Below are 21,550 nucleotides of genomic sequence, written 5' to 3'. Positions count from 1 at the left end.
GCAGGGATGATCGATCGATGATCGCGCCACGCATCATGGTGGTGGAGGACGAGGAGCCGCTCGGTGTGCTCCTCCGCTACAATCTCGAATCCGAGGGTTACCAGGTCGAGGTGGTGACACGCGGCGACGAAGCCGAGATACGCCTCCAGGAAAACGTGCCCGACCTCCTGGTGCTCGACTGGATGGTGCCGGCGGTTTCCGGCATCGAACTCTGTCGGCGCCTGCGAATGCGGCCCGAGACCGAGAGGCTGCCGATCATCATGTTGACGGCGCGCGGCGAGGAGAGCGACCGCGTGCGCGGCCTCTCGACCGGTGCCGACGACTATCTGGTCAAGCCGTTCTCGACACCGGAATTCATGGCCCGGGTCAAGGCGCTGCTGCGCCGCGCCAAGCCGGAAGTGCTGTCCAGCGTGCTCAAGGTCGGCGACATCGTGCTCGACCGGGAATCGCACCGGGTCTATCGCAAGAAGAGCGAGATCCGGCTCGGACCGACCGAGTTCCGGCTGCTCGAATTCATGATGCGTCATCCCGGCCGCGTGTTCTCGCGCAGCCAGCTGCTCGACAATGTCTGGGGCGAGACGATCTATATCGATGAACGCACCGTGGACGTGCATGTCGGCCGGCTGCGCAAGGCGGTCAACAACGGCCGTATGCCGGACGTGATCCGCACCATTCGCGGCGCCGGCTACGCGATCCGCGAAGACTGAAATCAGGCTACATTCTTGCCCGGAACGCCGGGCCTCGCCAGCACGCCCGGCGCGAAAATCTCCTGGTCCACGAAGGTCAATGCGCGCATAGCGCAACCTTCGCGGATGAGCGGCAGCTCGTTCGGCTCGGTGTCGAAGGAAATCGATTCCGAATGCTGGCCGCCGGCGGTCTGGCCGATGGCCTCGCGCAAGGCCGGCTCGATCAGGTCGAAGGCGGCGGCGCTGACGCCGACCATGGCGACGGGTGCGGGATCGATCAGCGCGAACAGGCTGCCCAGCCCATAGCCCAGCGCCTCGCCGGCCTTGCGATAGGCTTCGCGCTCCGGTCCGTCTTTCTCCCTTGCCGTCGCGGCGAGTGTCCGCATCTGCGCATCGCTGACATCTGCGACCGGTTCGGCGTCCTCGCCAAGCTGCCTGGCGTTGCGCCAGATGGCGTAGTTGCCGGCATAGGCCTCGACGCAGCCGCGCCGTCCGCAGCGGCAGAGCGCGCCTCCCGGGCGATGGATCATGTGGCCGAACTCGCCTCCCGATGAATGCGTGCCGGTGAACAGCTCGCCCTTCAGCACCAGGCCCATGCCGATGCCGTGCGAGAGCAGGATGGCGATGAAGTCGTCGCGGTAGCGTTCGGGGTCGCGCCAGCGCAGCGCCACCGCCATCATGTTGCAGTCGTTCTCCATGGTGGCGGGGATGCCGAACTCGGCTTCAAGTATGTCGGCGAAGGGAATGTTCGTCTGCGGCGTGATCGGCGACCACAGCATCGCACGCGCCTCGCTGTCGGTGATGCCCTGGATCGCCAGCGCGATGCGGGCAATACTGCGGACGTCGAGATCGGGGTCCTCGAGGCGCCGCCGCACTATTGCCGTGCATTCGCCGATCAGCGCCTCGCGCGACATGGTCAGCGTGTCCAGCCGTCGCTGTTCCTCGGCGACCACCTGGCCGGAATAATCGATGACGGCGACGGACAGGAAATTCAGCGACAGCACCACGGTCATCACAGCCGCGGCCTCGGGGTTGAGGCCAAGGCCAACCTGCGGCCGGCCGCGTTTCAGTGAACCGGCTTCGTTCGGCTTGCCTTCGGTCAGGATACCCTCGTCGATCAGGTCGGCTGATATCGCCGATATGGTCGAGTGGCTGAGGCCGGTGGTGGCGGCGATCTCGGTGCGCGAGGGCTGACCACCCTGACGCACGGCTGCAATCACCATGGCGCGGTTGCGCCGGCGCAGATCGTCGTGGCGGATTCCGACCGACATGCTTCCCACATCCTCCCCGTCGCCGCGGTTCTTGACACCCCCTCGAACCTCTCCGGCAATGGGCCGAATACTGGCAGATGCGGCAGGAGCTGTCATTTATTTATTGCGGGACTCGAAAAAAGGCTCCCGGCACCTCAAAATCCATCAGAATCGATGTTGACAGTGTTCCGACGATGGATCAGTATTTTTTCGAGGCTCGAAAAAATAGGGCCTTTGTGCCGGCCTTCGGGCCAGTTTGGTCGCGCCATACGCGGCGCAGGGAGGATATACCATGAAGAGATTCACAGTCGCCATCCTGGCGGGTGTCGCCATGTCGCTGACGCTGGCGTCGGTGGCGCAGGCGAAGGACAAGGTCATCGGCGTTTCGTGGTCGAATTTCCAGGAAGAGCGCTGGAAGACCGACGAGGCCGCCATGAAGAAAGCGATCGAGGCCGCGGGCGACAAGTACATTTCCGCCGATGCGCAGTCCAATCCCGGCAAGCAGCTGACCGATGTCGAAAGCCTGATTTCCCAGGGCGCCAATTCGCTGATCATCCTGGCGCAGGATGCTTCGGCCATCGGCCCAGCGGTGCAGAAGGCGCTCGACGAGGGCATTCCGGTCGTCGGCTATGACCGCCTGATCGAGAACAAGGACGTCTTCTACCTGACCTTCGACAACAAGGAAGTCGGCCGCATGCAGGCTCGCGAGGTGTTCAAGGTGAAGCCTGAAGGCAATTACGTCTTCATCAAGGGCTCGGGTGCCGACCCGAATGCCGACTTCCTGTTCTCGGGCTCGATGGAAGTGCTGAAGGAAGCCATCGACAGCGGCAAGATCAAGAATGTCGGCGAAGCCTATACGGACGGCTGGCTGCCCGCCAACGCCCAGAAGAACATGGAGCAGTTCCTCACCGCCAACGACAATAAGGTCGACGCCGTGGTCGCGGCCAATGACGGCACCGCCGGCGGCGTCGTCGCGGCGCTGACGGCGCAGGGGCTCGCCGGCACCGTGCCGGTCTCTGGCCAGGACGGCGACCACGCCGCGCTCAACCGCATCGCGCTCGGCACCCAGACCGTGTCGGTGTGGAAGGATGCGCGTGAACTCGGCAAGAACGCCGCCGAGATCGCCTCGCAGCTCGCCGACGGCAAGAAGATGACCGACATCGCCGGCGCGAAGGACTTCACGACGCCTGGCGGCAACACCGTCAAGTCGCTGTTCCTGACCCCGGTCGCCATCACCAAGGACAATCTCAACCTCGTCATCGACGCCGGCTGGATCAAGAAGGACGAAGTCTGCGCGGGCGTCGCCGCCGGCAGCGTCGCGGCCTGCAACTGAGTTTGACCGCTTGAAGAATGAAGGCGCCGCGGCCCCAAGCCGCGGCGTTTTCTCAAAAAGATTTGTGTTTCCGCATCACGCGGATAGCTTCTAGGCTGGGTTCGGCATCCGTGTCAGACGGCCAGCCGGTTGGAGGAAATCATGACCGACACGACGTCCAACCTGCAGGCCGATACCGCGCGCGCCTCGGAACTCGGCGCGGTTGCCCGGTTCCTGAAAGCGACCGAGATCGACACCCGTATGCTCGGCATGATCGGCGCCCTGCTGCTGATCTGGGTCGCGCTGCATGTGATTTCGAGCTTGCGTCTTGGCGTCAATCCGTTCGATTTCGACAGCCGCACGTTTCTGACGCCGCGCAATCTGTGGAATCTGTCGGTGCAGACGTCCGCGGTCGCAATCATGGCCTGCGGCATGGTGCTGGTCATCGTCATGCGCAACATCGACCTGTCCGTCGGTTCCGCCGAGGGCCTGATCGGCATGGTCATGGGCTTTGCCCAGGTGCATTTCCTGGTCCGGTTCGTGGGGCTTGAACTCGGCAATCCATGGATTTGGGTGCTGGCACTGGTCATCGGCCTGGCGCTCGGCCTTTTGATCGGCGCCTTCCAGGGCTTCGTCATCGCCTATCTCGAAGTGCCGGCCTTCATCGTCACGCTGGGCGGCCTGCTGGTCTGGCGCGGTGCCGCCTGGTGGGTCACCAGCGGCCAGACGGTGGCACCGCTCGACGCCACCTTCCAGCTGATGGGCGGCGGACCGGCCGGATCGATCGGTGCGACCTGGAGCTGGGTCGTAGGCATCGTCGCCTGCCTGGCCGTCGTGTTTGCGCTGTTCAACGGGCGGGTGCAACGAAAGCGGTTCCGCTTCCCGCTGCGGCCGATCTGGGCCGAGACGCTGCTCGGCGTCGTCACCTGTGCCGTCATCATGGGCGCGGTGTGGCTGGCCAACTCCTATCCGTGGCCGATCGGCATCGTGAACCGGTACGCGGCCGCCAACAACATCACCGTGCCGGAGGGCGGGCTATTCATCGCCCACGGCATCGCCATACCGGTATTGATGGCCGTCGCCGTCGGTCTGGTCATGACCTTCATCACAAAACGCACCCGTTTCGGCCGTTATGTCTTTGCCATCGGCGGCAATCCGGAAGCGGCCAACCTCGCCGGCATCAACACGCGCTGGATCACCATGAAGGTGTTCATGATCATGGGCGTGCTGGCCACGATCGCCGCCGCCATTTCGTCGGCCCGGCAGAACTCGGCCACCAATGTGCTTGGAACATTGGATGAGTTGCTCGTCATTGCCGCGGCCGTCATCGGCGGCACGTCGCTTGCCGGCGGCTCGGGAACGATCATCGGCGCCATGCTCGGCGCGTTGCTGATGCAGTCGCTGCAGTCGGGCATGGTGCTGCTCGGCGTCGATTCGCCTCTGCAGAGCATCGTCGTCGGCGCCGTGCTGGTCATCGCGGTGTGGCTCGACACCGTTTACCGCAAGCGCGTTTAGGGAGGCATCACCGTGATTGACAAGACTGCTCCTGCAGCCACCGCGCTGGTCGACATGCGTAATATCTCGATCGCATTCGGCGGCATCCGTGCCGTCGACGATGCCTCGATCGATCTTTTCCCCGGCGAGGTCGTGGCGCTGCTCGGCCACAACGGCGCCGGCAAGTCGACGCTGATCAAGATCCTGTCCGGCGCCTACAAGCGCGACTCCGGCCAGATATTCGTCAATGGCGAGGAGGCAGCGATCTCCAACCCGCGCGACGCCAAGAAATACGGCATCGAGACGATCTACCAGACGCTGGCGTTGGCAGACAATGTCGATGCCGCCGCCAATCTGTTCCTCGGCCGCGAGCTGATGACCGCCTGGGGCACGCTCGACGACGTCGCCATGGAGGCCGAGGCGCGCAAGGTGATGGGGCGGCTCAATCCTCGCTTCCAGCGTTTCAAGGAACCGGTGATCAAACTATCGGGCGGACAGCGCCAGTCAGTGGCGATCGCACGCGCCATCCTGTTCAACGCCCGCATCCTGATCATGGACGAGCCGACGGCGGCACTCGGCCCCCAGGAAACGGCACAGGTCGGCGAGCTGGTCAGGCAGCTCAAGTCCGACGGCATCGGCATCTTCCTGATCAGCCACGACATCCACGACGTGTTCGAGCTTGCCGACCGGGTCTGCGTGATGAAGAACGGTCAGGTCGTCGGCACGGCACGCACCACGGATGTCACCCAGGACGAGGTGCTGGGCATGATCATCCTGGGTAAATGTCCTCCAGGTGCCATACCGGGGCCGGGTGCGCTGAAGATCGCCGCCTGAGGCCGGCCAGGCTGCTCGGGCACGCGCCGTTGCCGTTCACATGATATGCCAGTGATCACGATGGCTTGGCCTGACCATTGTGTTGGCCCGGTGACTTGCCCATAAAGGTCCTGTTTGATCGTGGACCGCATCATCCGTTGAAGAAGCTTTTTCCAATCGTCGCGTTCATTGCCGTTGCATTGATCAGCATGACCATGGCGGGATTCGCTTATTTCGCGACGCAGGAAGCCGCCCGCATCAAGTTCGAAGGGGCGGCCGATGACGCCCTCAATCGGATCGAGAGCCGCATCGACCTGCATCTGTCGCTGCTGCGCTCGACGAAGGCCCTGTTCGACGCGCGCAACGGCGATATTTCCCAGAACGAGTTCAAGGCCTTCTTCAAGGCGCTGGATGTCGACAGCAATTTCGGCGGCCTGCGCGGCATCGGCTTCCTGCGGCTGGTCAAGACGGGCGACGAGGAAACGGTCGAACGCGACATCCTCCACGATTTCGGCGCCAGCCATCCGGTCTATCCGGATACGACGCAGCCCTGGCGCACGCCGATTGCGCTTTTCGAGCCGCTGGATCCGTCCAACCAGGCCAGCATCGGCTACGACATGTTCAGCGAGCCGGTGCGGCGCGCGGCGATCGAAAAGGCAATGGCCGACGACCAACAGCATGCAAGTGGGCTGGTGCAGCTCGGCCAGGGCACGGGTGCCGCGCAGACCTTCACCGGCTTCCTGGTCTTCGTGCGGCTCAACGTCGAAACGGCGCCGGAGGTCATCAACGCATCGCGCTCCTCGACCGCCGGCTTTCTCTATGCCGCCTTCCGCGCCCGGGATCTGTTCCAGATCGCGCTGAGCCGCACGCCGCTGCTGCCGGTCAACACAGAGATCTATGACGGAACGGCAAACAGCGACAATCTGTTGTTCCGCTCGGAGACGCCACCGGCTTCATCCTTGGGAGACCGGCTGCTGGCCACCCGCAAGATGACCGTGGCGGGGCGCCCGTGGACCGTGTTGTTCAGGCCGACCAGTGCCTTCTCGCAACCCTCGTCGCGCGCCATCCCTGTGATGCTGGGACTGTTCGGCCTGCTCCTGGCCGGCGCCATCGCGCTGGTGGCGCGCTATCAGGAGCGAGCCTATGACGCGGTGTCGGCCTTGCATGAAACAACGGAAAAGAGCCTGCTCGAAAAGGACCTGATGCTGCAGGAGATGAAGCATCGCATCAAGAACTCGATCACCAGGGTGCTGGCGATCGCCCGGCAGACGGCGTCGCGGGCAACCGACGTCAATGAGTTCTCCAATTCCTTCTCGGCCAGGCTGCAGGCGATGGCCGCCTCGCAGGACATGTTGACGCGCTCACGCTGGCAGAAAGCCGACCTTGCCGACCTGCTGCGCATCGAGCTCGGCCAGGTGTTCGGCAAGGAGTTGCCGGAGGGGCTCCTGTCAGGCCCGGAGGTGCTGCTCGATGAAACCACGACGCAGGCGCTTGGCCTGACCTTTCATGAACTCGCCACCAATGCGCTGAAATATGGTGAAGCCGGCAATTCCGCGAATTCGTCCAAGGGGGATTGGGCGCTGAAAGTGGATTGGTCGCTGGAAGGGCGTGGACGCGAGCGGATCCTGGCGCTGAACTGGCGGGAAGCTGGAAAAAACAAGATCGAGGCGCCGGCCGTGACCGGATTCGGTACGAAACTGATCGACCTCAACGTCACCCGCGAATTGCGCGGCACGATCAAGCGGGATTTCCAGGCTGACGGCCTGAAGGTGGAAATCAGAATTCCGCTGGTCGGCTGAAATCCTGCCGATCGGCAACGGCCAAGAAAATCCGGAGGCCGGATATGGCCCCCGGTTTTGTATTCCATTAGAGCGGTTCAGCGTTTGATGGAAATCGCCGAGCCGCTCCTGATTGCTCTAATCGCTGAATTAGTTGCAGCGGGCCGTATAGATACGGCCGCGATGATCGCGATACTGGCAGTAGCCGTTGCGCAGGTTGCGAACCAGCAGGCCGGACCCGGCACCGACGGCCGCGCCTATCAGCGCGCCCTTGCCGCCGCCGACCAACCCGCCTACGCCCGCACCGATCAAGCCGCCGCCGACGACGTCCTGCTCGGTCGTGGTGCAGCCGCTGACGGCGACCACTGCAACCATGGCAATAAGTATTTTCCGCATAGAGTCACTCCTCACTTGTGTCCACACTTTAGTAAGCTCCAACCGCCGTTTAGCACGAAACGACGGCCTTTGCTGCTGCAATTTATTGTTGATTAACGTCGTCTTTTCCTGGGCTGAGGTCGGAAATGGTCAACGAAGCGTTAAGGCTACCGTCTGGCCGCATCTTGCAGACAATTTGATCGTACTCGTCCTCCGACGCAGGATCGACCGCGAGGCATTCGGTGACGAAATGCTGCGCCTGCCCCTGTACGTCGCCCATCGCGAAGGGGCGCTCAGCGTTGCATTCGTCAGCAGTCGCAAAAACACTGACAGGGACCTGCAATTCCCGGCATTCGGCCAACGCGGTTATGTGTTGCATGACAGATGTTCCTCTGGCCGCAATAACGACCGACATCGTCAAAAAGTTCCTGTCATTCCAACGGGGCTCTCACGGTCGAAGATGCCCCCGCGTTGACCGATCGGCGATTTCAACAGCGCGCACGGTGAGGTGAGCAGGACCTAAGTCAGCTCAACTGCCAAAGAACGGCCAGCGACATTATCGCGGCCAGCGCAAGAACGAGCCCCTTCATCAAACCCTTGCCTGCTTCAGGGAGTGTTCTTGCGGAGGATTCGGATTCCTGAAATTCGCCCATCGAAATCCGGGCGGCTTGTTCCAGTCTGTTCATGTCGGCAACCGTCAAGACGTTCCTCCCGTACCGCGCTGCAAGCCTGCCAACAATGTCCGAAAACGGGGTGGGTTCCGGCGATATCTGGGAAAAACAGTATTCGCTCTTATGGTGAACAGCCGGTTAAGAATCGCTGCTTGCCGGGCTCTCACTGCGTCTCGAAATTGCTGTGCGGAACGACCAGGCGGTATTCGAGGTGGCCGTCGCCGATATCGAGGTTCGCGGTTCCGTTCAGGGACGCTGGCACCACACGCTCCAACGCGACGCTGCCGAATCGCTTTTGCCCGCCCCCATCGTCGTCGGTCCCTATCGTTTCGACCCATGTCAAAGACAAGGCCACGTCCCCCGTGGCGGCGGCGTTAAGGTCGGCGGTGACCTCGACGAAACCGTCCGGCCGGGACAGGGCGCCGTAGCTGACGGAGTTGACGGCGAGTTCATGCATCGCCAGGCCAATATGCAGCGCGGCGTTGGGATTGAGGTAGGGATTGGCGCCACGGAAGCGAAGGCTGTGCGATGGGTTCGCTCCGTAGCGGCCGACCTGGCTCGCCACCAGTTCATGAAGGGCTGCCCCCCGCCAGTTGGAGGATGTCACCAGATCCTGGGAGGAGGCCAGCGACTGCAGCCGGCCGCGGAAGCGCGTCAGGAAGTCGCCGACGCCGTCGGAATAACGACCGGTCTGGGTCGCGATGCTCTGGATGATCGCCAGCAGGTTCTTCGAGCGGTGGCTGACTTCACGCAGCAACGTCGTCAATGTCTGTTCGCGCCGCTTCTGCTCGGTCGTCTCAACCATGGTGGTGACGACGCCTTGTACATCGCCACCATCGCCTCGGTCGGCATCGACCCAGATATGAAACCAGCGAACGCCGTTCTCGACCGGGACACTGATTTCAAGGCGCTGAGCATCGCCGGTCGCGACCACCTCGCGCTTGGCGGCGGCGATGCGGTCGGCCTGCGCCATCGGCAGGGTGCCGTTCCCCTCGACCTCATCGGAGACCCAGGGCGCGCGCATGTTGCGGGCCCATACGGTTTTCATCTCGCGATCCTGATAAAGAACGGAAATGCCGGCATTGTGCAGGGCGTGAAGAAGGGCACGGCCAAGCTGCATGCCGCTTTCAGCGGGGTGCATGGCGATGACTTCATCGCTCCGTGCGCCTTCCGTCTTATCTGAAGTCCTGGAGCGCATAGGTCAATCTGTTCACCCAACTCAGCCTGAACGGCTCACTGTCGAATGGGTTCCGCTAAAAGCGGTCCGCCGGACGGTGTCCATTGAAGGACGCCGCCCGGCGGTGGCTGGAAACCGTTTGAGGGGTGCGGCTTCCAGTGTTCGCCTGATAACTCGCCAGGCTCACGCCCGCCTGAACAGGCCGGCCAGAAGCGAAATGATCAGGAAAGCCAGGAAGATGAAGAACAATATCTGCGCGATACCAGCGGAGGTGCCGGCAATGCCGCCGAAACCAAGCGCACCGGCGATAATCGCCACAACGAGAAATACGAGCGCCCAGTAAAGCATGGCTCATCTCCTTCCAATGATGCGGTAAAAACGTGGGTGGATGCGGTTTGTTCCACCATTCGCCGAAAAAGACGGTGCTTGCAAATCGTTCCGGGCAGCGCGGGCCGGAAATTCGCCGATGGCCGATCCGGCTTGTCAAAAAGGCCACCGGAAACAATCGCATCCAGCGGCCTTGATGTCTCTGTCCTGCGTCCGAGGCAGCGATCTATGCGGCAGCCTTGGCCTGCCGGTCGAAGAACAACGCCTGGCTGATCAGCGCCTTGACCATGTCGGGATTGAACGGCTTGGTCACGAGGAAGGCGGGTTCGGGGCGCTCTCCGGTCAGGAGACGTTCGGGAAAGGCGGTGATGAAGATCACCGGCACCGATGTCGAAGAGAGCATTTCGTTCACCGCCTCGATGCCTGAACTGCCGTCGGCGAGCTGGATATCGGCCAGGACCATCTTCGGCCGGGTCTTGCCGAACATCGTCACCGCTTCGGCATGGGTGCGCGCCGTTCCCACGACCCGATGACCGAGGCTTTCGACCATCTCCTCTATGTCCATGGCGATCAGCGGCTCATCCTCGATGATCAGCACGTCGGTCGCCACCTGACGGGAAATCTCGTTGCTTGCCTGGGCGAGCAGCTCGGAGAACTGCTGGTCGCCGACGTCGAGGATTTCGGCCGCCTCGTCCTCGCTGAAACCTTCGACTGCAACCAGCAGGAAGGCCTGGCGGGGAAGCGGCGCGATCGCATTGAGATTGGCGGCCGCGCGCTGCTCCCAAGCCGATTGTGACTGCTCCTGCGGAACGCGGATGGCAACGGATGTGAAGAGCTTGGCAAAAACCTTGTACAAGGCGATCCGGTCACTCGACGCCTCCGGGAAGATGTCGATATCGGCAATGATGGCCTCAAGCATCGCGGCGACCAGCGCGTCGCCGCTCTCCTGCGATCCCGAGACGGCACGCGAGAAGCGCCGCAGGAACGGCAGATGCGGAGCGATGGTGGCGGACAAGCTCATGATGGACGTCTCCCTCAGCTGACGCGGTTCGATGCATTGCAGGTCACTGATTGCAAGCCCGGTGGAAATAACGCCGCTTTTCCGAAAAAGTTCCGCCGATATGGAACGAATCAGTGGCAATGGCGTTTGGACGTCGGGTTGGGCAAACCAGACGAGGGTAGCGCTTGTCTCGTGTTATGTATGAGCGGCTTGAGCTCTGGGAATAAAAGGGCGAAATGAAGGATATGACGAAAGATATTCTGGCTGGCGCCGCGGGCAGGCGCCGGAACGGCGTCGGCGACCCTCTTGGGCCGAACTCCGAAATCGGGCGCAAACTCAAACAATATTATGACGAGCTGGTCTCCGACAATGTGCCGGATCGCTTCGCCCGGTTGCTCAGCCAACTGGAACAGGCCGAACCCGCACAGAAGAAGGACTGAGGCATGGCAGCGGTCTCCCAAGGCTTCAAGACCGATTTGCTTGGGGCAATCCCAAGCTTGCGGGCTTTTGCCGTGTCGCTGACTCAGAATGCCGATAAGGCCGACGATCTCGTTCAGGAAACGCTGGTCAAGGCCTGGGACAAGCATGAGAGCTTTCAGCCCGGCACCAACCTCAAGGCGTGGCTTTTCACGATCCTGCGCAATGAATTCTATTCGCAAATGCGCAAGCGCGGCCGCGAGGTGCAGGACAGCGACGGCATCATGACGGCCCGGCTTGCAGTGCATCCTGCCCAGCACGGCCAACTCGACCTCAAGGATTTTCGCGGCGCTCTCGAGCAATTGCCGGAGGACCAGCGCGAAGCCATCATCCTGATCGGCGCTTCGGGCTTCTCCTATGAGGAGGCCGCCGAAATCTGCGGTTGCGCGGTCGGAACGATCAAGAGCCGCGTCAGCAGGGCCCGCACGCGCCTGCAGGAAATCCTGAAAATCTCCGGCGAGGACGAGTATGGTCCCGATGCGATCTCGGCTCAGGTCACGGGGACGGCGGCGCATTGAACGCGGGCCGAATAACGGCGATGCGGACGTGTCGCGTCAGTCAGGGGAGCCGCGACCGTAGGCCAGCGCCACGGCTTCGACGAGGTCTTCGCCTGAATAGGGCTTGGTGACCAGCCTCACCCCGGGGAATGACGCCTTGATCTCGTCCGCATCCGAATAGCCGGACGCGAAAACGAACGGGACGCCGGTTTCACGCAGACCCGCGGCGAATTCAAGCGTCGAGGCACCGCCCAGCACTAGATCGACAATGGCCGCGTCGAAATCCGTCGCGACCTTCCGGCCATCGACCTCGGCCAGGTCGCGGGCAACCACCACCTCGCTTGCACCGTGGTCGCGGCAGAGTTGCTCGACATCCATGGCTATGAGGTATTCATCCTCCAGGACAAGAATGCGCAATCCGTCAAGTAATTGAGGCACAGGCAATTGCTCCTTGAAACGTCGGGAGTCATGATCGCAATTCGGTGTGTTGTCATTTAAAAAAGATACACGGCGCCGATGAAAGGCCAATCTCAGGCAAGCGCGTAGAACGGACCTGCTGCGGCAGGCATTTGCAAGCGGGCGGAATGCCCAGCAAGACCGAGTGCGGTTTTTCAAACCGGCAATATCCTTGCGAGCAATGGCCGTTACCGGCCGCTGACCTGACGCAGCGCTTCTTGCCAGAGGCGGGGGATCGGGTGCGCATGACCGAGTTTTCGGCTAGTTTGTCCCGGCATCGGAACCTTGAAGCGCAAGGCGCGTTTGAAACCGAGCAATCACAAGGAGTTAAGCAATGGCAACCGCCGCAGGGAAAACCGCCAACGAAGGCCGGACTAATTCGGATCTTGAAGCCGACATCAGGCAGTTGAAGGCCGACATCGACAAGCTCACCAAACAGTTAGCCCAGACCGGTCAACACGGCTACGGCACAGCACGTCGGGCGGCGGCCGAAGGCGTCGAGCAGTTGCGCGCCCAAGGGGAGGCCGCATTCGACAGCCTGCGCGGCAACGCCAGGGATATCGAGGCGCAGATGGTGGCAAGCGTACGCGAAAAGCCGGTAACGTCGCTGGCAATCGCCGCTGGCATCGGCTTCCTGTTCGCGCTGCTCGCGCGTCGCTAGTTTCGCCGAGATGGGACTGCTGGCTTCCCTGCTCTCGGGTTTCGCCTCGGGTGAGACCATGGCTGTGATGCGCCGTGCGCGCACAGCGGCCACCGCCTATGCGCTTGCAGCGCTGGCGGCATTCTGCGGCCTCGGCTTCCTGGTCGGGGCGGCTTACATCTGGACATCGGCGCGCTATGGATCGCTGGCTGCCGCGGTTGGTTTCGGTGTCGGCTTCCTGGTGATCGCGGGCCTTATTGTTCTGATCCATCGGCTGGTGTCGGGCGCCCAGGTCCGCCGCGAAGCAAGGCGGCGCAAGGCCGACATGAAGACGATCGGAATTACGGCCGCGCTTGCGGTGCTACCGACATTGCTCAAGGGAAAAAGTGGGCTCAAGGGAAAAGGTGGGCTCGGGATTATTCTTGGTCCGGCCGTGGCACTCGCGGCCTATGCCATCTACCGCGAGAACGTGAAGTCCGACGCCGACCGTCCGGATGCCGGCGAGGGATAGCAGCGCCGGCCGGCCCGCCTCGTGTCACTTCGACAGATATTCCAGCGCCATCAATATCTCTCGCGCTGGACACCGTTTCCACCCGGTATCCAACGAAGTCTCCAACGGCTTGCCTTGATGTCCTCGCCGACCCGAGACAACCTTGCAGCCGGAACCATCCTTGCGAGGGACCGTTACCCGAGCGTGATTTGCCGATCGGGCCAGCCGACGCGAAACCGGACGAGGAACCGCCATGACCAAGAACATTCCCGAAAACAAAGCGCGTCAGGGGCGATGGGGTTGGCATGGGTTCCAAATCCTGATCGCCGGACTACTCTTGGCGCTCATCGCCTGGGGCGTCGCCGAGATCTACGGCGAGTTGATCAAAGCACCGAACACAGGCGAACAACCCGTCCCCGCTCCGCCGGATTCCGGCCCGGCGCCTTCCGGCTAAAATCGCGGCTCCCGTGGCGTCACACCGCATCAGGCGGCCTTCGCCTGGGCCACGCTGGCCGGCACCAGCACATTGAGCGCTCCGGGTTTGATTTCGATCGTCGTCTCACGATCGAGCCTGACCAGTTCGCCATCCATCACGGCGCGAAATTTTCTGCCGCCGGAGTGGATTTTCAGCACTGCACGGTCGGCCTGATGGATTTCGACGTGCTCGTTGTCGCGCCATTTGCCGCGCGCCATGTTGAAGAAGAACTTGACCAGTTCAGCGCGCTGTTGCGCCACCGTGACGTAGATGCCAAGCACGCCGCCCGCAGGGTTGTCGGCATAAGGCAAATGGCCTTCGCCGAACAGATTGTTGGTGACGCCGATGCCCGAGATGTGCGCCGTCACCTCGGCGTCGCCAATGCCGAGCGTAACGTTCAGTGCCGGGGGGTTCTTGATCGTCGCCCAGGCGGCCTTGGCTGAAGCACCGATCTTACCCAGGCGCGACCCGAATTCCATCTTCTGGCGCAGTTGCACCATCTTGGCATGCATGCCGATCGAGAACTGATGAACGAATGGCTGGCCATTGGCCGTGGCCATGTCGACCGAAATGATTTCGCCGTCGGCGAAGGATTCCAGCGCGGCATCGAGCGACTGCGGAATGCCGAGACCGCGCGCGAACAGGTTCATCGTGCCGGCCGGCAATATGGCGAGCGCCTTTTTCTTGCCCATCAGCCTGGCAGCCGCGGCTGAGATGGTTCCGTCGCCGCCGCCGGCGAGCACGACGTCGACGGTGCGGCGCGAGACGGCGCTGTCGAGGGTTTCCGCTATATCCCGGCCGGCAACGATGTCGATGCTGAGAGAATGGCCCGCCGATTCCAACGTCTGACGCATCCGGTCGGAAAAGGCCATGAGATCGGTGGTGCGCAAGGTGCCGCCGTCGCGGTTCAGCACCGCTGCAAATTTCATGCCCGGCTCCGCTGTTCAATCAAACTGGCCCAGGGGTACCTAGCCGGAGGCCGAAACGCAGCGGACCAGGAAAGGTTCCGGTTGCGCTGAAATGCAGGCCGGTATCCAAGGTCGGAATCCAGGGGTTGCGTCGGCTGGCGGTTACCCATCCGCATGGTGGTTTTGGTCTCGGATGCCGCGGTTTTTTGTCGGAACAACAGCATGGTCACGACGTTGTGAACCTGTAGAGATGCCGCGACCGATTTCCCAGCGATGGTTCAACCGGCTGCGGCGTGCACGAAATCAGGCACGAGGAGAGATTATCATGATCCGCACCCTTTTAGCGACCACCGCCCTTGCAACAATGGTTGCAACCGGTGCCTTCGCGCAAAACGCAACCCCAGCCCCCGCGAATCCACCGGCCGCCCAGGAGCCGGCAGCGCCAGTGATCCGGGCGGAAGGCAGCATCGTCACCAATATCATCGGCGAAACCGTGTATAACGGCACTGGTGACAATGCCGAGAATATCGGCAAGGTCACTGACGTCGTCTTTGACAAGGACGGCATGGCGAAATCCGTCGTCATCGGCGTGGGCGGCTTCCTTGGCGTCGGAACCAAGAACGTCGCCTTCGACTATGACAAGCTGCAATGGGCCGAGAAGAACGGCGACCGCTGGCTCGTGGCCCAGACAACCAAGGACGAGCTGAAGGCGCATCCGGAGTTCGACAGCAAAGCTTATGCGCCGGCCCCGGCCGCACCGACGACTGCCCAGGCACCGGCCACGTCTACCGACACCGCACAGAAGCCCGCAGAGGCGAACGCGCAACCGGTGAAACAGGCTGATGGCAACCTGGCCACAAACATAATCGGCGAGAATGTCTACAATGGCACAGGCGATGACGCCCAGAAGATCGGTGACGTGAACGACATCGTACTGACCAAGGAAGGCAAGGCGCAGTCGCTGATTATTGGCGTGGGCGGCTTCCTCGGCATGGGCGAAAAGAACGTCGCTTATGATTTCGCCAAGGCGCAGTGGGCACAGAAGAATGGCGACCGCTGGCTGGTGGCGCAGACCACCAAGGAAGAGCTGCAGGCGCAGCCGGACTTTAACCGCAAGGCCTATGATCCGGCGCCGGCCACCACGGCATCGAACGCGCCGGCGGCAATTGCGCCCGCGACGGCGCCTTCCGCCGCGACAGCTCCCGCTGCCGCTCCGGCGGCCAAGACGGCGGCTGCGCCGGCTGACGCCACGGCTCCCGACCAGACAAAGACCGCGGCTATCGACAAGTCCAAGCTGACGGAGATGCCGATTGGCGAGATCAGGGGTGACGATCTGAAGGGTACGACGGTCTATGGCGCCAACGACGCCAAGGTCGGCGAGATCGGCGATGTCGTGCTGACGCCCGACAAGAAAACCGATGCCGTGATCGTCGATGTCGGCGGCTTCCTCGGCATCGGCTCGAAGGAGGTCGCGGTCGGCATGGATAATTTGAAGTTCATGACCGACAAGAACGGCAAGAAGTACCTTTATACGACCTTCACCAAGGAGCAGCTTGAGAAGCAAGCGGCCTACGACAAGGGCTCCTACGCCCAGAAGCGCGACGAGCAGCGCCTCGTCGTCCGGTAGGCAAGGATGCGGGCGGTAGGGGAAATCCCTTACCGCCCTGCTTGCTACCTAGCATATCCAGCCACCCCGTTTTCCGTCAGTTCCCAGAGTGCAAGCGACTGGTCGAGATGTTCGGCCCGCCAGGCAAGCAGCCTTTCGGCGAATTCCAGTCGGGTGGAACGGTGTGCCGGACTGCTGGCGAGGTTCTTCAGTTCGCCAGGGTCGGCCTCCATGTCGAAAAGCAGGGGCGGCAAGCCGCCGCCAAAATGCACGTATTTGAATTTCTGTGTGCGGATGACAGCGAGGTTGCACTGGCGCGAGGTAATACCGAAGTGCTGTTCGGCTTCACCGTCCGCGACCGAGCGGAAGTCGAACTCCCAGTGCGCGGCGTCGCGCCAAACGGCTGGAGTTCCACCGCTCAAGAAGGGTTTCAGCGAGCACCCGTCAAGATGCGGCTCGGGAGCCACGCCGAGCAGGTCGATGAGCGTAGGCAAAATGTCCACCGCTTCGGTGAAACGATCGATCTTGCTGGCGGCGGCCTTACGGTGGCGCGGATCGCGGATGATCAGCGGGATATGGTAGCTGCCGTCGAAATAGCCGCCCTTGCCCAGCATGAAATGGTCGCCCATCATTTCGGCGTGGTCGGAGGTGAGCACGATGATGGTGTTGTCCCACGCGCCTTCGGTCTTCAGCGCTTGCCATAGGCGGCCGAGCTGTGCGTCGAGCTCCGAGATCATGCCGTAATAGATTGCCCGGATACGGCGGAAATCGTCCTCGCTCCAGTCGTGTACCTTGCCCGTGGCGCCGGGGCGGAACTTCGCGCGTTCTTGCCGGCCAAGATCATAGGCGATGTAGGGGTGGCCCTGAGATTCGGCACGCCAGCTTTCCGCGCGGTGAAAAGCGGGGCCGTCCGCCGGATCGTATTGGATGTTGTACGGTTCCGGCGCGATGAAAGGCGGATGCGGGCTGATAAAGGAAAGATGCGCAAACCATGGCGTGGCTTCCTCTTGCTCGCTCAGCCAGCGGATGAATTCGCCGGCGAGGAAGGCCGTTGGGGTCTGATCCTTCGAGTAGATGGGTGGCGCCTCAGTCACCGCGCCGTCCGCCTCGCCAACGGGACGATGGATACCAGGACTTCCAGCGCTGGCATCGATGCCCTGCTGCTTCAGCCAGGACAACCACTGCTTCTGATGTTCGGGCAGCAATTGGCGCACAGTGAAGCCGGGCAGCACGCCTTCGTAGCTGTGCAACCGCGGATCGGCCGGTGCAAGCTGGCGCGGATCGAGCGACACATCGGTATAGCCGAACAAGGTTGGATCGTAACCGACGCTGCGCGCGGCAAGCGCAATATTGCCGTGGCGGGCATCGAGCGGTGTGCCGTTGCGACAGACACGGTTGTTCATCTGGTAGAGGCCCGTGTAGAGGCAGGCACGCGCGGGCGAGCACGGAGCCGCACCGCCGTAATGGCGCTTGAACAGCACACCTTCGGCGGCCAGCGCATCGGCATTCGGTGTCTTCACCTGGGCATGGCCGGCAGCCGACAGGCAATCACCGCGCCACTGGTCGCAAGTGATGAGGAGGACATTCGGCCGCCTGCCTTTTCCAGTCACTTGCGCTACCCCTTCCCAGTATATTCGAATGCGCACATGGAACCGATTTCCATCAACCGCGCAAGACCAAGGCTGTTGGCTGGATGGTGAACAAGGGCCTCTCATTGTTCACTTTTGAAGCACAGTCCATTCTGTGTTTGCCGCCTTTGCCACAATCGATCGCGTCCTCATATTGGCGTGGACAGCGGCGAGGCCGCACAAGCACCAAGGGAAGGAGCAAAGACCATGCTCGACCAGATCAAGGGCCTGCATCACGTCACCTCGATGGCCAGGGATGCACGGCAGAACAATGATTTCTTCACCCACAAGCTTGGCCTGCGCCGGGTCAAGAAGACGGTCAATTTCGATGCGCCCGACGTCTACCATCTCTACTATGCCGACGAGGTCGGAACGCCGGGTTCGGTGATGACCTATTTCCCGTTTCCCAATATTGGCAAAGGCCGCCATGGCGTCGGCGAAGTCGGCACCACGGTCTACTCCGTGCCGGAAGGCACGCTCGCCTATTGGGAAAAACGCTTCACCGACGAAGGCGTAACCAATGTCGCCCGCGAGGACAGCTTTGGCGAGAAGCGGCTCGGATTTGCCGGCCCGGACGGCGATGGCTTTGCCCTCGTCGAGGACAAGGCCGACAGCAGAGCGCCCTGGGTGAAAGGCGGCATTGCCGCGGACGAGGCGATCCGCGGCTTTCACTCGGTTTCGCTCAGGCTGAAGGATGGAGGCGCCACCGAGGAGCTATTGAAGTTCATGGGCTACGAGGAGGTCGACAAGTCAGGCAATGTCAGGCGGCTCGCCATCAGGAACGGCAACGGCGCCGATATCGTCGACATCGAATCGCTGCCGACTGCTCCTTTCGCCGATCTCGGCGCGGGCTCCGTCCATCATGTCGCCTTCTCCGTCGAGAACCGCGCCAAGCAGCTCGAAGTGCGCAAAGCGCTGATGGATACGGGCTATGGCGTGACGCCGGTGATCGACCGCGACTATTTCTGGGCGATCTATTTCCGCACCCCTGGCGGCGTGCTGTTCGAAGTCGCCACGAACGAGCCGGGCTTCGACCGTGATGAGGACACCGCCCATCTCGGCGAGGCACTGAAGCTGCCCACCCAGCATCAGCACCTGCGGCCCTATCTCGAACAGCATCTGCAGAAGCTGGAGGGCTGAGACGATGAGCAAGGACGCTTTCATCCACAAGGTGCTGCCCGGTCCGCCGGGCGGTTCGCTGCTCTTCGTCTTCCATGGCACGGGCGGCGACGAGAGCCAGCTTGTTTCGCTGGGGCGTGATCTCGCGCCCCAGGCCACCATCATCTCGCCGCGCGGCGATGTTTCCGAACAAGGCGCGGCGCGTTTCTTCCGCCGCACCGGCGAGGGCGTCTACGACATGGACGACCTGGCGCGGGCGACGGGCAAGATGGCTGAATTCGTCAAGGCCCATGTCGAGGCTGCGACGCCGTCGGCCGTGCTGGGCCTCGGCTATTCCAACGGCGCCAACATCCTGGCCTCGCTGGTGTTCGAAGCCCCTGACCTGTTCGACGCTTCGGTGCTGATGCATCCGCTGATCCCGTTCGAACCGGAGGTGAAAGGCAGCCTTGCCGGCCGTCAAATCCTGGTGACCGCCGGCAGGCGCGATCCGATCTGCCCGCCGAACCTGACGGCGCGGCTGGAAGCCTATTTGCGTGCCGATGGCGCCGATGTCACAGTGGAGTGGCACGAAGGCGGGCACGAGGTGCGGCCAAACGAAATCGAGGCGGCGCGGCGGCTTTTTGCCGGTGTCGTCCAAGGAGTGTAGAGATGCCCGATCAACTGCCAGAGATCGAACTTGAAGATCGCGGATCCAAGGGTCGCTACTTCCTGCGCGGCCCCGGCGGCGCCGAGGCCGAGATGACCTTCACCAAGATCGGCGAGCACCAGCTCATCATCGACCACACCGAAGTACCGGACGCCTTTCGCGGCCAGGGCGCCGGGCTTCGGCTCGTCACCCGCGCCGTCGAGGACGCGCGGGCAGCGGGCAAGAAGATCATCCCGCTCTGCCCGTTCGCCAACGCCCAGTTCCGCCGCCATCCGGAATGGGCCGACGTGCTGAAGCAATAGGTCGGACAGGCTTTGTCATTTGCGCGGGTAGCACATCTTGCCTAAGTGGGTATGATATATCGCTCCCGCGCCGATGAACGAACCGAATGACCCCCTATGACAGATTCCGACCTCGTCCCCGTCTTCGACGGCCATAACGACACGCTGCTGAGGCTCTATCAGTCCAAGGACAGCGACGTCGAAAAGCTGTTCATCGACGGGAAATCGGGCGGCCATATCGACCTGCCGCGTGCGAGGGCCGGCGGATTCGCCGGCGGCATGTTCGCCATCTTCCCGCCGCCGGTCGAGAAAGCGCGGCGCAGCGCCGTGCCTTCGGCGCCGAGCGACAGCGAGCCGCTGCCGCCCGAGGTTCCACGCGCCGATGCGCTCAACTCGACGATCGCCATGGCGTCCATCCTGTTCCGGCTTGAGCGCGCCGGCGCATTGGCGATCTGCCGCAGTGCCGGCGACGTGCGCAACGCCATGGCACAAGGCACGATTGCCGCGGTGTTCCACATCGAGGGCGTCGAGGCGATCGATCCCGAACTCACCATGCTCGACGTTCTGCATGCCGCGGGCCTGCGTTCGCTCGGCATCGTCTGGAGTCGGCCGAACGCGTTCGGTAATGGCGTGCCGTTCCGCTTTCCGTCCTCGCCCGACACCGGACCTGGCCTGACCGATGCCGGCAAGGCGCTGGTCAAGGCCTGCAATGAACTGAAGATCATGATCGACCTCTCGCATCTCAACGAGAAGGGCTTCCGCGATGTTGCAGCACTTAGCGATGCGCCGCTGGTCGCCACCCACTCCAACGTGCACGCGATCTGCGGCCATTCGCGCAATCTGACGGACTGGCAGCTCGGAGCGATCCGCGAGTCCGGCGGCATGGTCGGCCTCAACTTCGCCACCGGCTTCCTGCGCGAGGACGGCCGCATGAATGCCGACACCAGCCTCGACATCATGGTGCGCCATATCGATTCCCTGCTGCAGGCTTTGGGCGAGGACGGCGTCGGCCTCGGCTCGGATTTCGACGGTGCCATGATCCCGGCCGTCATCGGCGACGTCGCTGGCCTGCCGAAACTCATCGATGCGCTGGCGGCACGCGGTTTCGGCCGCGCGCTGATCGAAAAGATCGCCTACCGCAACTGGCTGAGCATGCTGGAAAGAACGATAGGTTAGAGTGGTTTATTCGAAGCCCATGCGCTTCAGCCAGTTCTTGCCGACACCACGATCGCGAATGATCGGCAAGGGGTTTTCCGCATCCAACCGCGCGCAGATGCGGTAGACTTCGAGCGTCTCGGCGCTCATCTCGCCCTGCTTGTAGAAGAACATGGCGGCGGCATAGCGCGTGCGGCCGGACCATTTCTCGCCGAGCGGCGTGTTGACCAGCTCCCACTGCTCGGCGGCCTCGCCTTCTTCCTGGTGCTTGCCCGCTTCCTCGGTCATG

At 62.5% G+C, this 21,550-nt stretch carries 26 protein-coding genes; 15 read left to right on the top strand and 11 right to left on the bottom strand.

Annotated features, from left to right (window positions below; all coding sequences use genetic code 11):
- The first annotated feature begins 17 nt into the window (after positions 1 to 17).
- Positions 18 to 707: a phosphate regulon transcriptional regulator PhoB gene (gene phoB / locus FJ960_RS07700; RefSeq protein ID WP_010911896.1), complete on the top strand. Its 690-nt coding sequence runs from the start codon at positions 18 to 20 to the stop codon at positions 705 to 707.
- A 2-nt stretch (positions 708 to 709) separates the two neighbouring features.
- On the opposite strand, the gene FJ960_RS07695 is transcribed toward phoB, so the two are convergent.
- Positions 710 to 1,957: an ROK family protein gene (locus FJ960_RS07695; protein WP_140509739.1), complete on the bottom strand. Its 1,248-nt coding sequence runs from the start codon at positions 1,955 to 1,957 to the stop codon at positions 710 to 712.
- A 271-nt stretch (positions 1,958 to 2,228) separates the two neighbouring features.
- Here FJ960_RS07695 and xylF point away from each other — a divergent pair, with 271 nt between their 5' ends.
- From xylF to FJ960_RS07675, 4 genes are all read left to right on the top strand, one after another.
- Entirely contained in the window at positions 2,229 to 3,269 is a 1,041-nt protein-coding gene (gene xylF / locus FJ960_RS07690; protein ID WP_027141905.1) for a D-xylose ABC transporter substrate-binding protein, read from the top strand.
- Between the two features lie 141 nt (positions 3,270 to 3,410).
- Positions 3,411 to 4,763, top strand: coding sequence for a sugar ABC transporter permease (locus FJ960_RS07685; protein ID WP_140509741.1), 1,353 nt, complete (start codon positions 3,411 to 3,413; stop codon positions 4,761 to 4,763).
- 54 nt (positions 4,764 to 4,817) lie between these two features.
- On the top strand, positions 4,818 to 5,576 hold the full coding sequence (locus FJ960_RS07680) for an ATP-binding cassette domain-containing protein (RefSeq protein ID WP_246672658.1): 759 nt from the start codon (positions 4,818 to 4,820) through the stop codon (positions 5,574 to 5,576).
- Positions 5,577 to 5,713: 137 nt separating this feature from the next.
- The gene (locus FJ960_RS07675) at positions 5,714 to 7,354 is read left to right on the top strand and encodes a CHASE domain-containing protein (RefSeq protein ID WP_140712933.1); all 1,641 of its coding nucleotides are present in this window, start codon (positions 5,714 to 5,716) and stop codon (positions 7,352 to 7,354) included.
- 129 nt (positions 7,355 to 7,483) lie between these two features.
- Here FJ960_RS07675 and FJ960_RS07670 read toward each other — a convergent pair whose 3' ends face one another.
- The 6 genes from FJ960_RS07670 to FJ960_RS07650 all read right to left on the bottom strand — a co-directional run bounded on the left by FJ960_RS07670 (position 7,484) and on the right by FJ960_RS07650 (position 10,904).
- A complete protein-coding gene (locus tag FJ960_RS07670) occupies positions 7,484 to 7,729 on the bottom strand; it encodes a YMGG-like glycine zipper-containing protein (RefSeq protein WP_027141909.1) in 246 nt (81 codons plus the stop codon).
- A gap of 82 nt (positions 7,730 to 7,811) precedes the next feature.
- Positions 7,812 to 8,087 (bottom strand): hypothetical protein, encoded by a 276-nt coding sequence (locus tag FJ960_RS07665; RefSeq protein WP_246672654.1) that lies wholly within the window; start codon positions 8,085 to 8,087, stop codon positions 7,812 to 7,814.
- 145 nt (positions 8,088 to 8,232) lie between these two features.
- Entirely contained in the window at positions 8,233 to 8,409 is a 177-nt protein-coding gene (locus tag FJ960_RS29430; RefSeq protein ID WP_181165928.1) for a hypothetical protein, read from the bottom strand.
- A gap of 133 nt (positions 8,410 to 8,542) precedes the next feature.
- Positions 8,543 to 9,577 (bottom strand): sensor histidine kinase, encoded by a 1,035-nt coding sequence (locus FJ960_RS07660; protein ID WP_140712929.1) that lies wholly within the window; start codon positions 9,575 to 9,577, stop codon positions 8,543 to 8,545.
- 162 nt (positions 9,578 to 9,739) lie between these two features.
- On the bottom strand, positions 9,740 to 9,904 hold the full coding sequence (locus tag FJ960_RS07655; protein WP_006203859.1) for a DUF1328 domain-containing protein: 165 nt from the start codon (positions 9,902 to 9,904) through the stop codon (positions 9,740 to 9,742).
- Positions 9,905 to 10,109: 205 nt separating this feature from the next.
- The gene (locus tag FJ960_RS07650) at positions 10,110 to 10,904 is read right to left on the bottom strand and encodes a response regulator (RefSeq protein ID WP_140509751.1); all 795 of its coding nucleotides are present in this window, start codon (positions 10,902 to 10,904) and stop codon (positions 10,110 to 10,112) included.
- A gap of 215 nt (positions 10,905 to 11,119) precedes the next feature.
- On the opposite strand from FJ960_RS07650, the gene FJ960_RS07645 reads away from it, so the two are divergent.
- Positions 11,120 to 11,323, top strand: coding sequence for a NepR family anti-sigma factor (locus tag FJ960_RS07645; RefSeq protein ID WP_032934943.1), 204 nt, complete (start codon positions 11,120 to 11,122; stop codon positions 11,321 to 11,323).
- A 3-nt stretch (positions 11,324 to 11,326) separates the two neighbouring features.
- Positions 11,327 to 11,878, top strand: a complete 552-nt coding sequence (locus FJ960_RS07640; protein ID WP_010911883.1) for an RNA polymerase sigma factor — start codon at positions 11,327 to 11,329, stop codon at positions 11,876 to 11,878.
- A gap of 36 nt (positions 11,879 to 11,914) precedes the next feature.
- Here the strand turns inward: FJ960_RS07640 and FJ960_RS07635 are convergent, their stop codons facing one another.
- Entirely contained in the window at positions 11,915 to 12,295 is a 381-nt protein-coding gene (locus FJ960_RS07635) for a response regulator (protein WP_181169955.1), read from the bottom strand.
- Positions 12,296 to 12,647: 352 nt separating this feature from the next.
- Between FJ960_RS07635 and FJ960_RS07630 the strand changes: the two genes are divergently transcribed.
- From FJ960_RS07630 to FJ960_RS07620, 3 genes are all read left to right on the top strand, one after another.
- Positions 12,648 to 12,974: a DUF883 family protein gene (locus FJ960_RS07630; RefSeq protein WP_140509753.1), complete on the top strand. Its 327-nt coding sequence runs from the start codon at positions 12,648 to 12,650 to the stop codon at positions 12,972 to 12,974.
- A gap of 10 nt (positions 12,975 to 12,984) precedes the next feature.
- The gene (locus tag FJ960_RS07625) at positions 12,985 to 13,464 is read left to right on the top strand and encodes a hypothetical protein (RefSeq protein WP_140712927.1); all 480 of its coding nucleotides are present in this window, start codon (positions 12,985 to 12,987) and stop codon (positions 13,462 to 13,464) included.
- A gap of 232 nt (positions 13,465 to 13,696) precedes the next feature.
- Positions 13,697 to 13,897, top strand: a complete 201-nt coding sequence (locus tag FJ960_RS07620; RefSeq protein ID WP_140712925.1) for a hypothetical protein — start codon at positions 13,697 to 13,699, stop codon at positions 13,895 to 13,897.
- 29 nt (positions 13,898 to 13,926) lie between these two features.
- Here FJ960_RS07620 and FJ960_RS07615 read toward each other — a convergent pair whose 3' ends face one another.
- Entirely contained in the window at positions 13,927 to 14,847 is a 921-nt protein-coding gene (locus FJ960_RS07615) for a diacylglycerol kinase family protein (protein ID WP_140712923.1), read from the bottom strand.
- 304 nt (positions 14,848 to 15,151) lie between these two features.
- Between FJ960_RS07615 and FJ960_RS07610 the strand changes: the two genes are divergently transcribed.
- A complete protein-coding gene (locus FJ960_RS07610) occupies positions 15,152 to 16,453 on the top strand; it encodes a PRC-barrel domain-containing protein (RefSeq protein WP_140509761.1) in 1,302 nt (433 codons plus the stop codon).
- Positions 16,454 to 16,497: 44 nt separating this feature from the next.
- Here FJ960_RS07610 and FJ960_RS07605 read toward each other — a convergent pair whose 3' ends face one another.
- The gene (locus FJ960_RS07605; RefSeq protein ID WP_140712921.1) at positions 16,498 to 18,042 is read right to left on the bottom strand and encodes an alkaline phosphatase family protein; all 1,545 of its coding nucleotides are present in this window, start codon (positions 18,040 to 18,042) and stop codon (positions 16,498 to 16,500) included.
- 225 nt (positions 18,043 to 18,267) lie between these two features.
- On the opposite strand from FJ960_RS07605, the gene FJ960_RS07600 reads away from it, so the two are divergent.
- The 4 genes from FJ960_RS07600 to FJ960_RS07585 all read left to right on the top strand — a co-directional run bounded on the left by FJ960_RS07600 (position 18,268) and on the right by FJ960_RS07585 (position 21,282).
- A complete protein-coding gene (locus tag FJ960_RS07600) occupies positions 18,268 to 19,200 on the top strand; it encodes a VOC family protein (RefSeq protein ID WP_140509765.1) in 933 nt (310 codons plus the stop codon).
- A 4-nt stretch (positions 19,201 to 19,204) separates the two neighbouring features.
- Positions 19,205 to 19,825 carry an alpha/beta hydrolase gene (locus tag FJ960_RS07595; protein WP_140712919.1) on the top strand — a complete coding sequence of 207 codons (621 nt, stop codon included), beginning with the start codon at positions 19,205 to 19,207 and terminating at the stop codon, positions 19,823 to 19,825.
- A 2-nt stretch (positions 19,826 to 19,827) separates the two neighbouring features.
- Positions 19,828 to 20,127: a GNAT family N-acetyltransferase gene (locus FJ960_RS07590; protein ID WP_006200562.1), complete on the top strand. Its 300-nt coding sequence runs from the start codon at positions 19,828 to 19,830 to the stop codon at positions 20,125 to 20,127.
- Positions 20,128 to 20,223: 96 nt separating this feature from the next.
- The gene (locus FJ960_RS07585) at positions 20,224 to 21,282 is read left to right on the top strand and encodes a dipeptidase (protein WP_140509769.1); all 1,059 of its coding nucleotides are present in this window, start codon (positions 20,224 to 20,226) and stop codon (positions 21,280 to 21,282) included.
- Between the two features lie 6 nt (positions 21,283 to 21,288).
- On the opposite strand, the gene FJ960_RS07580 is transcribed toward FJ960_RS07585, so the two are convergent.
- On the bottom strand, positions 21,289 to 21,549 hold the full coding sequence (locus tag FJ960_RS07580) for a hypothetical protein (protein WP_140712917.1): 261 nt from the start codon (positions 21,547 to 21,549) through the stop codon (positions 21,289 to 21,291).
- Position 21,550 lies beyond the last annotated feature (1 nt).

Source organism: Mesorhizobium sp. B2-3-11, from assembly GCF_006442215.1.
GTDB lineage: Bacteria > Pseudomonadota > Alphaproteobacteria > Rhizobiales > Rhizobiaceae > Mesorhizobium > Mesorhizobium salmacidum.
This window is presented reverse-complemented; position numbering and strand designations above follow the sequence as displayed.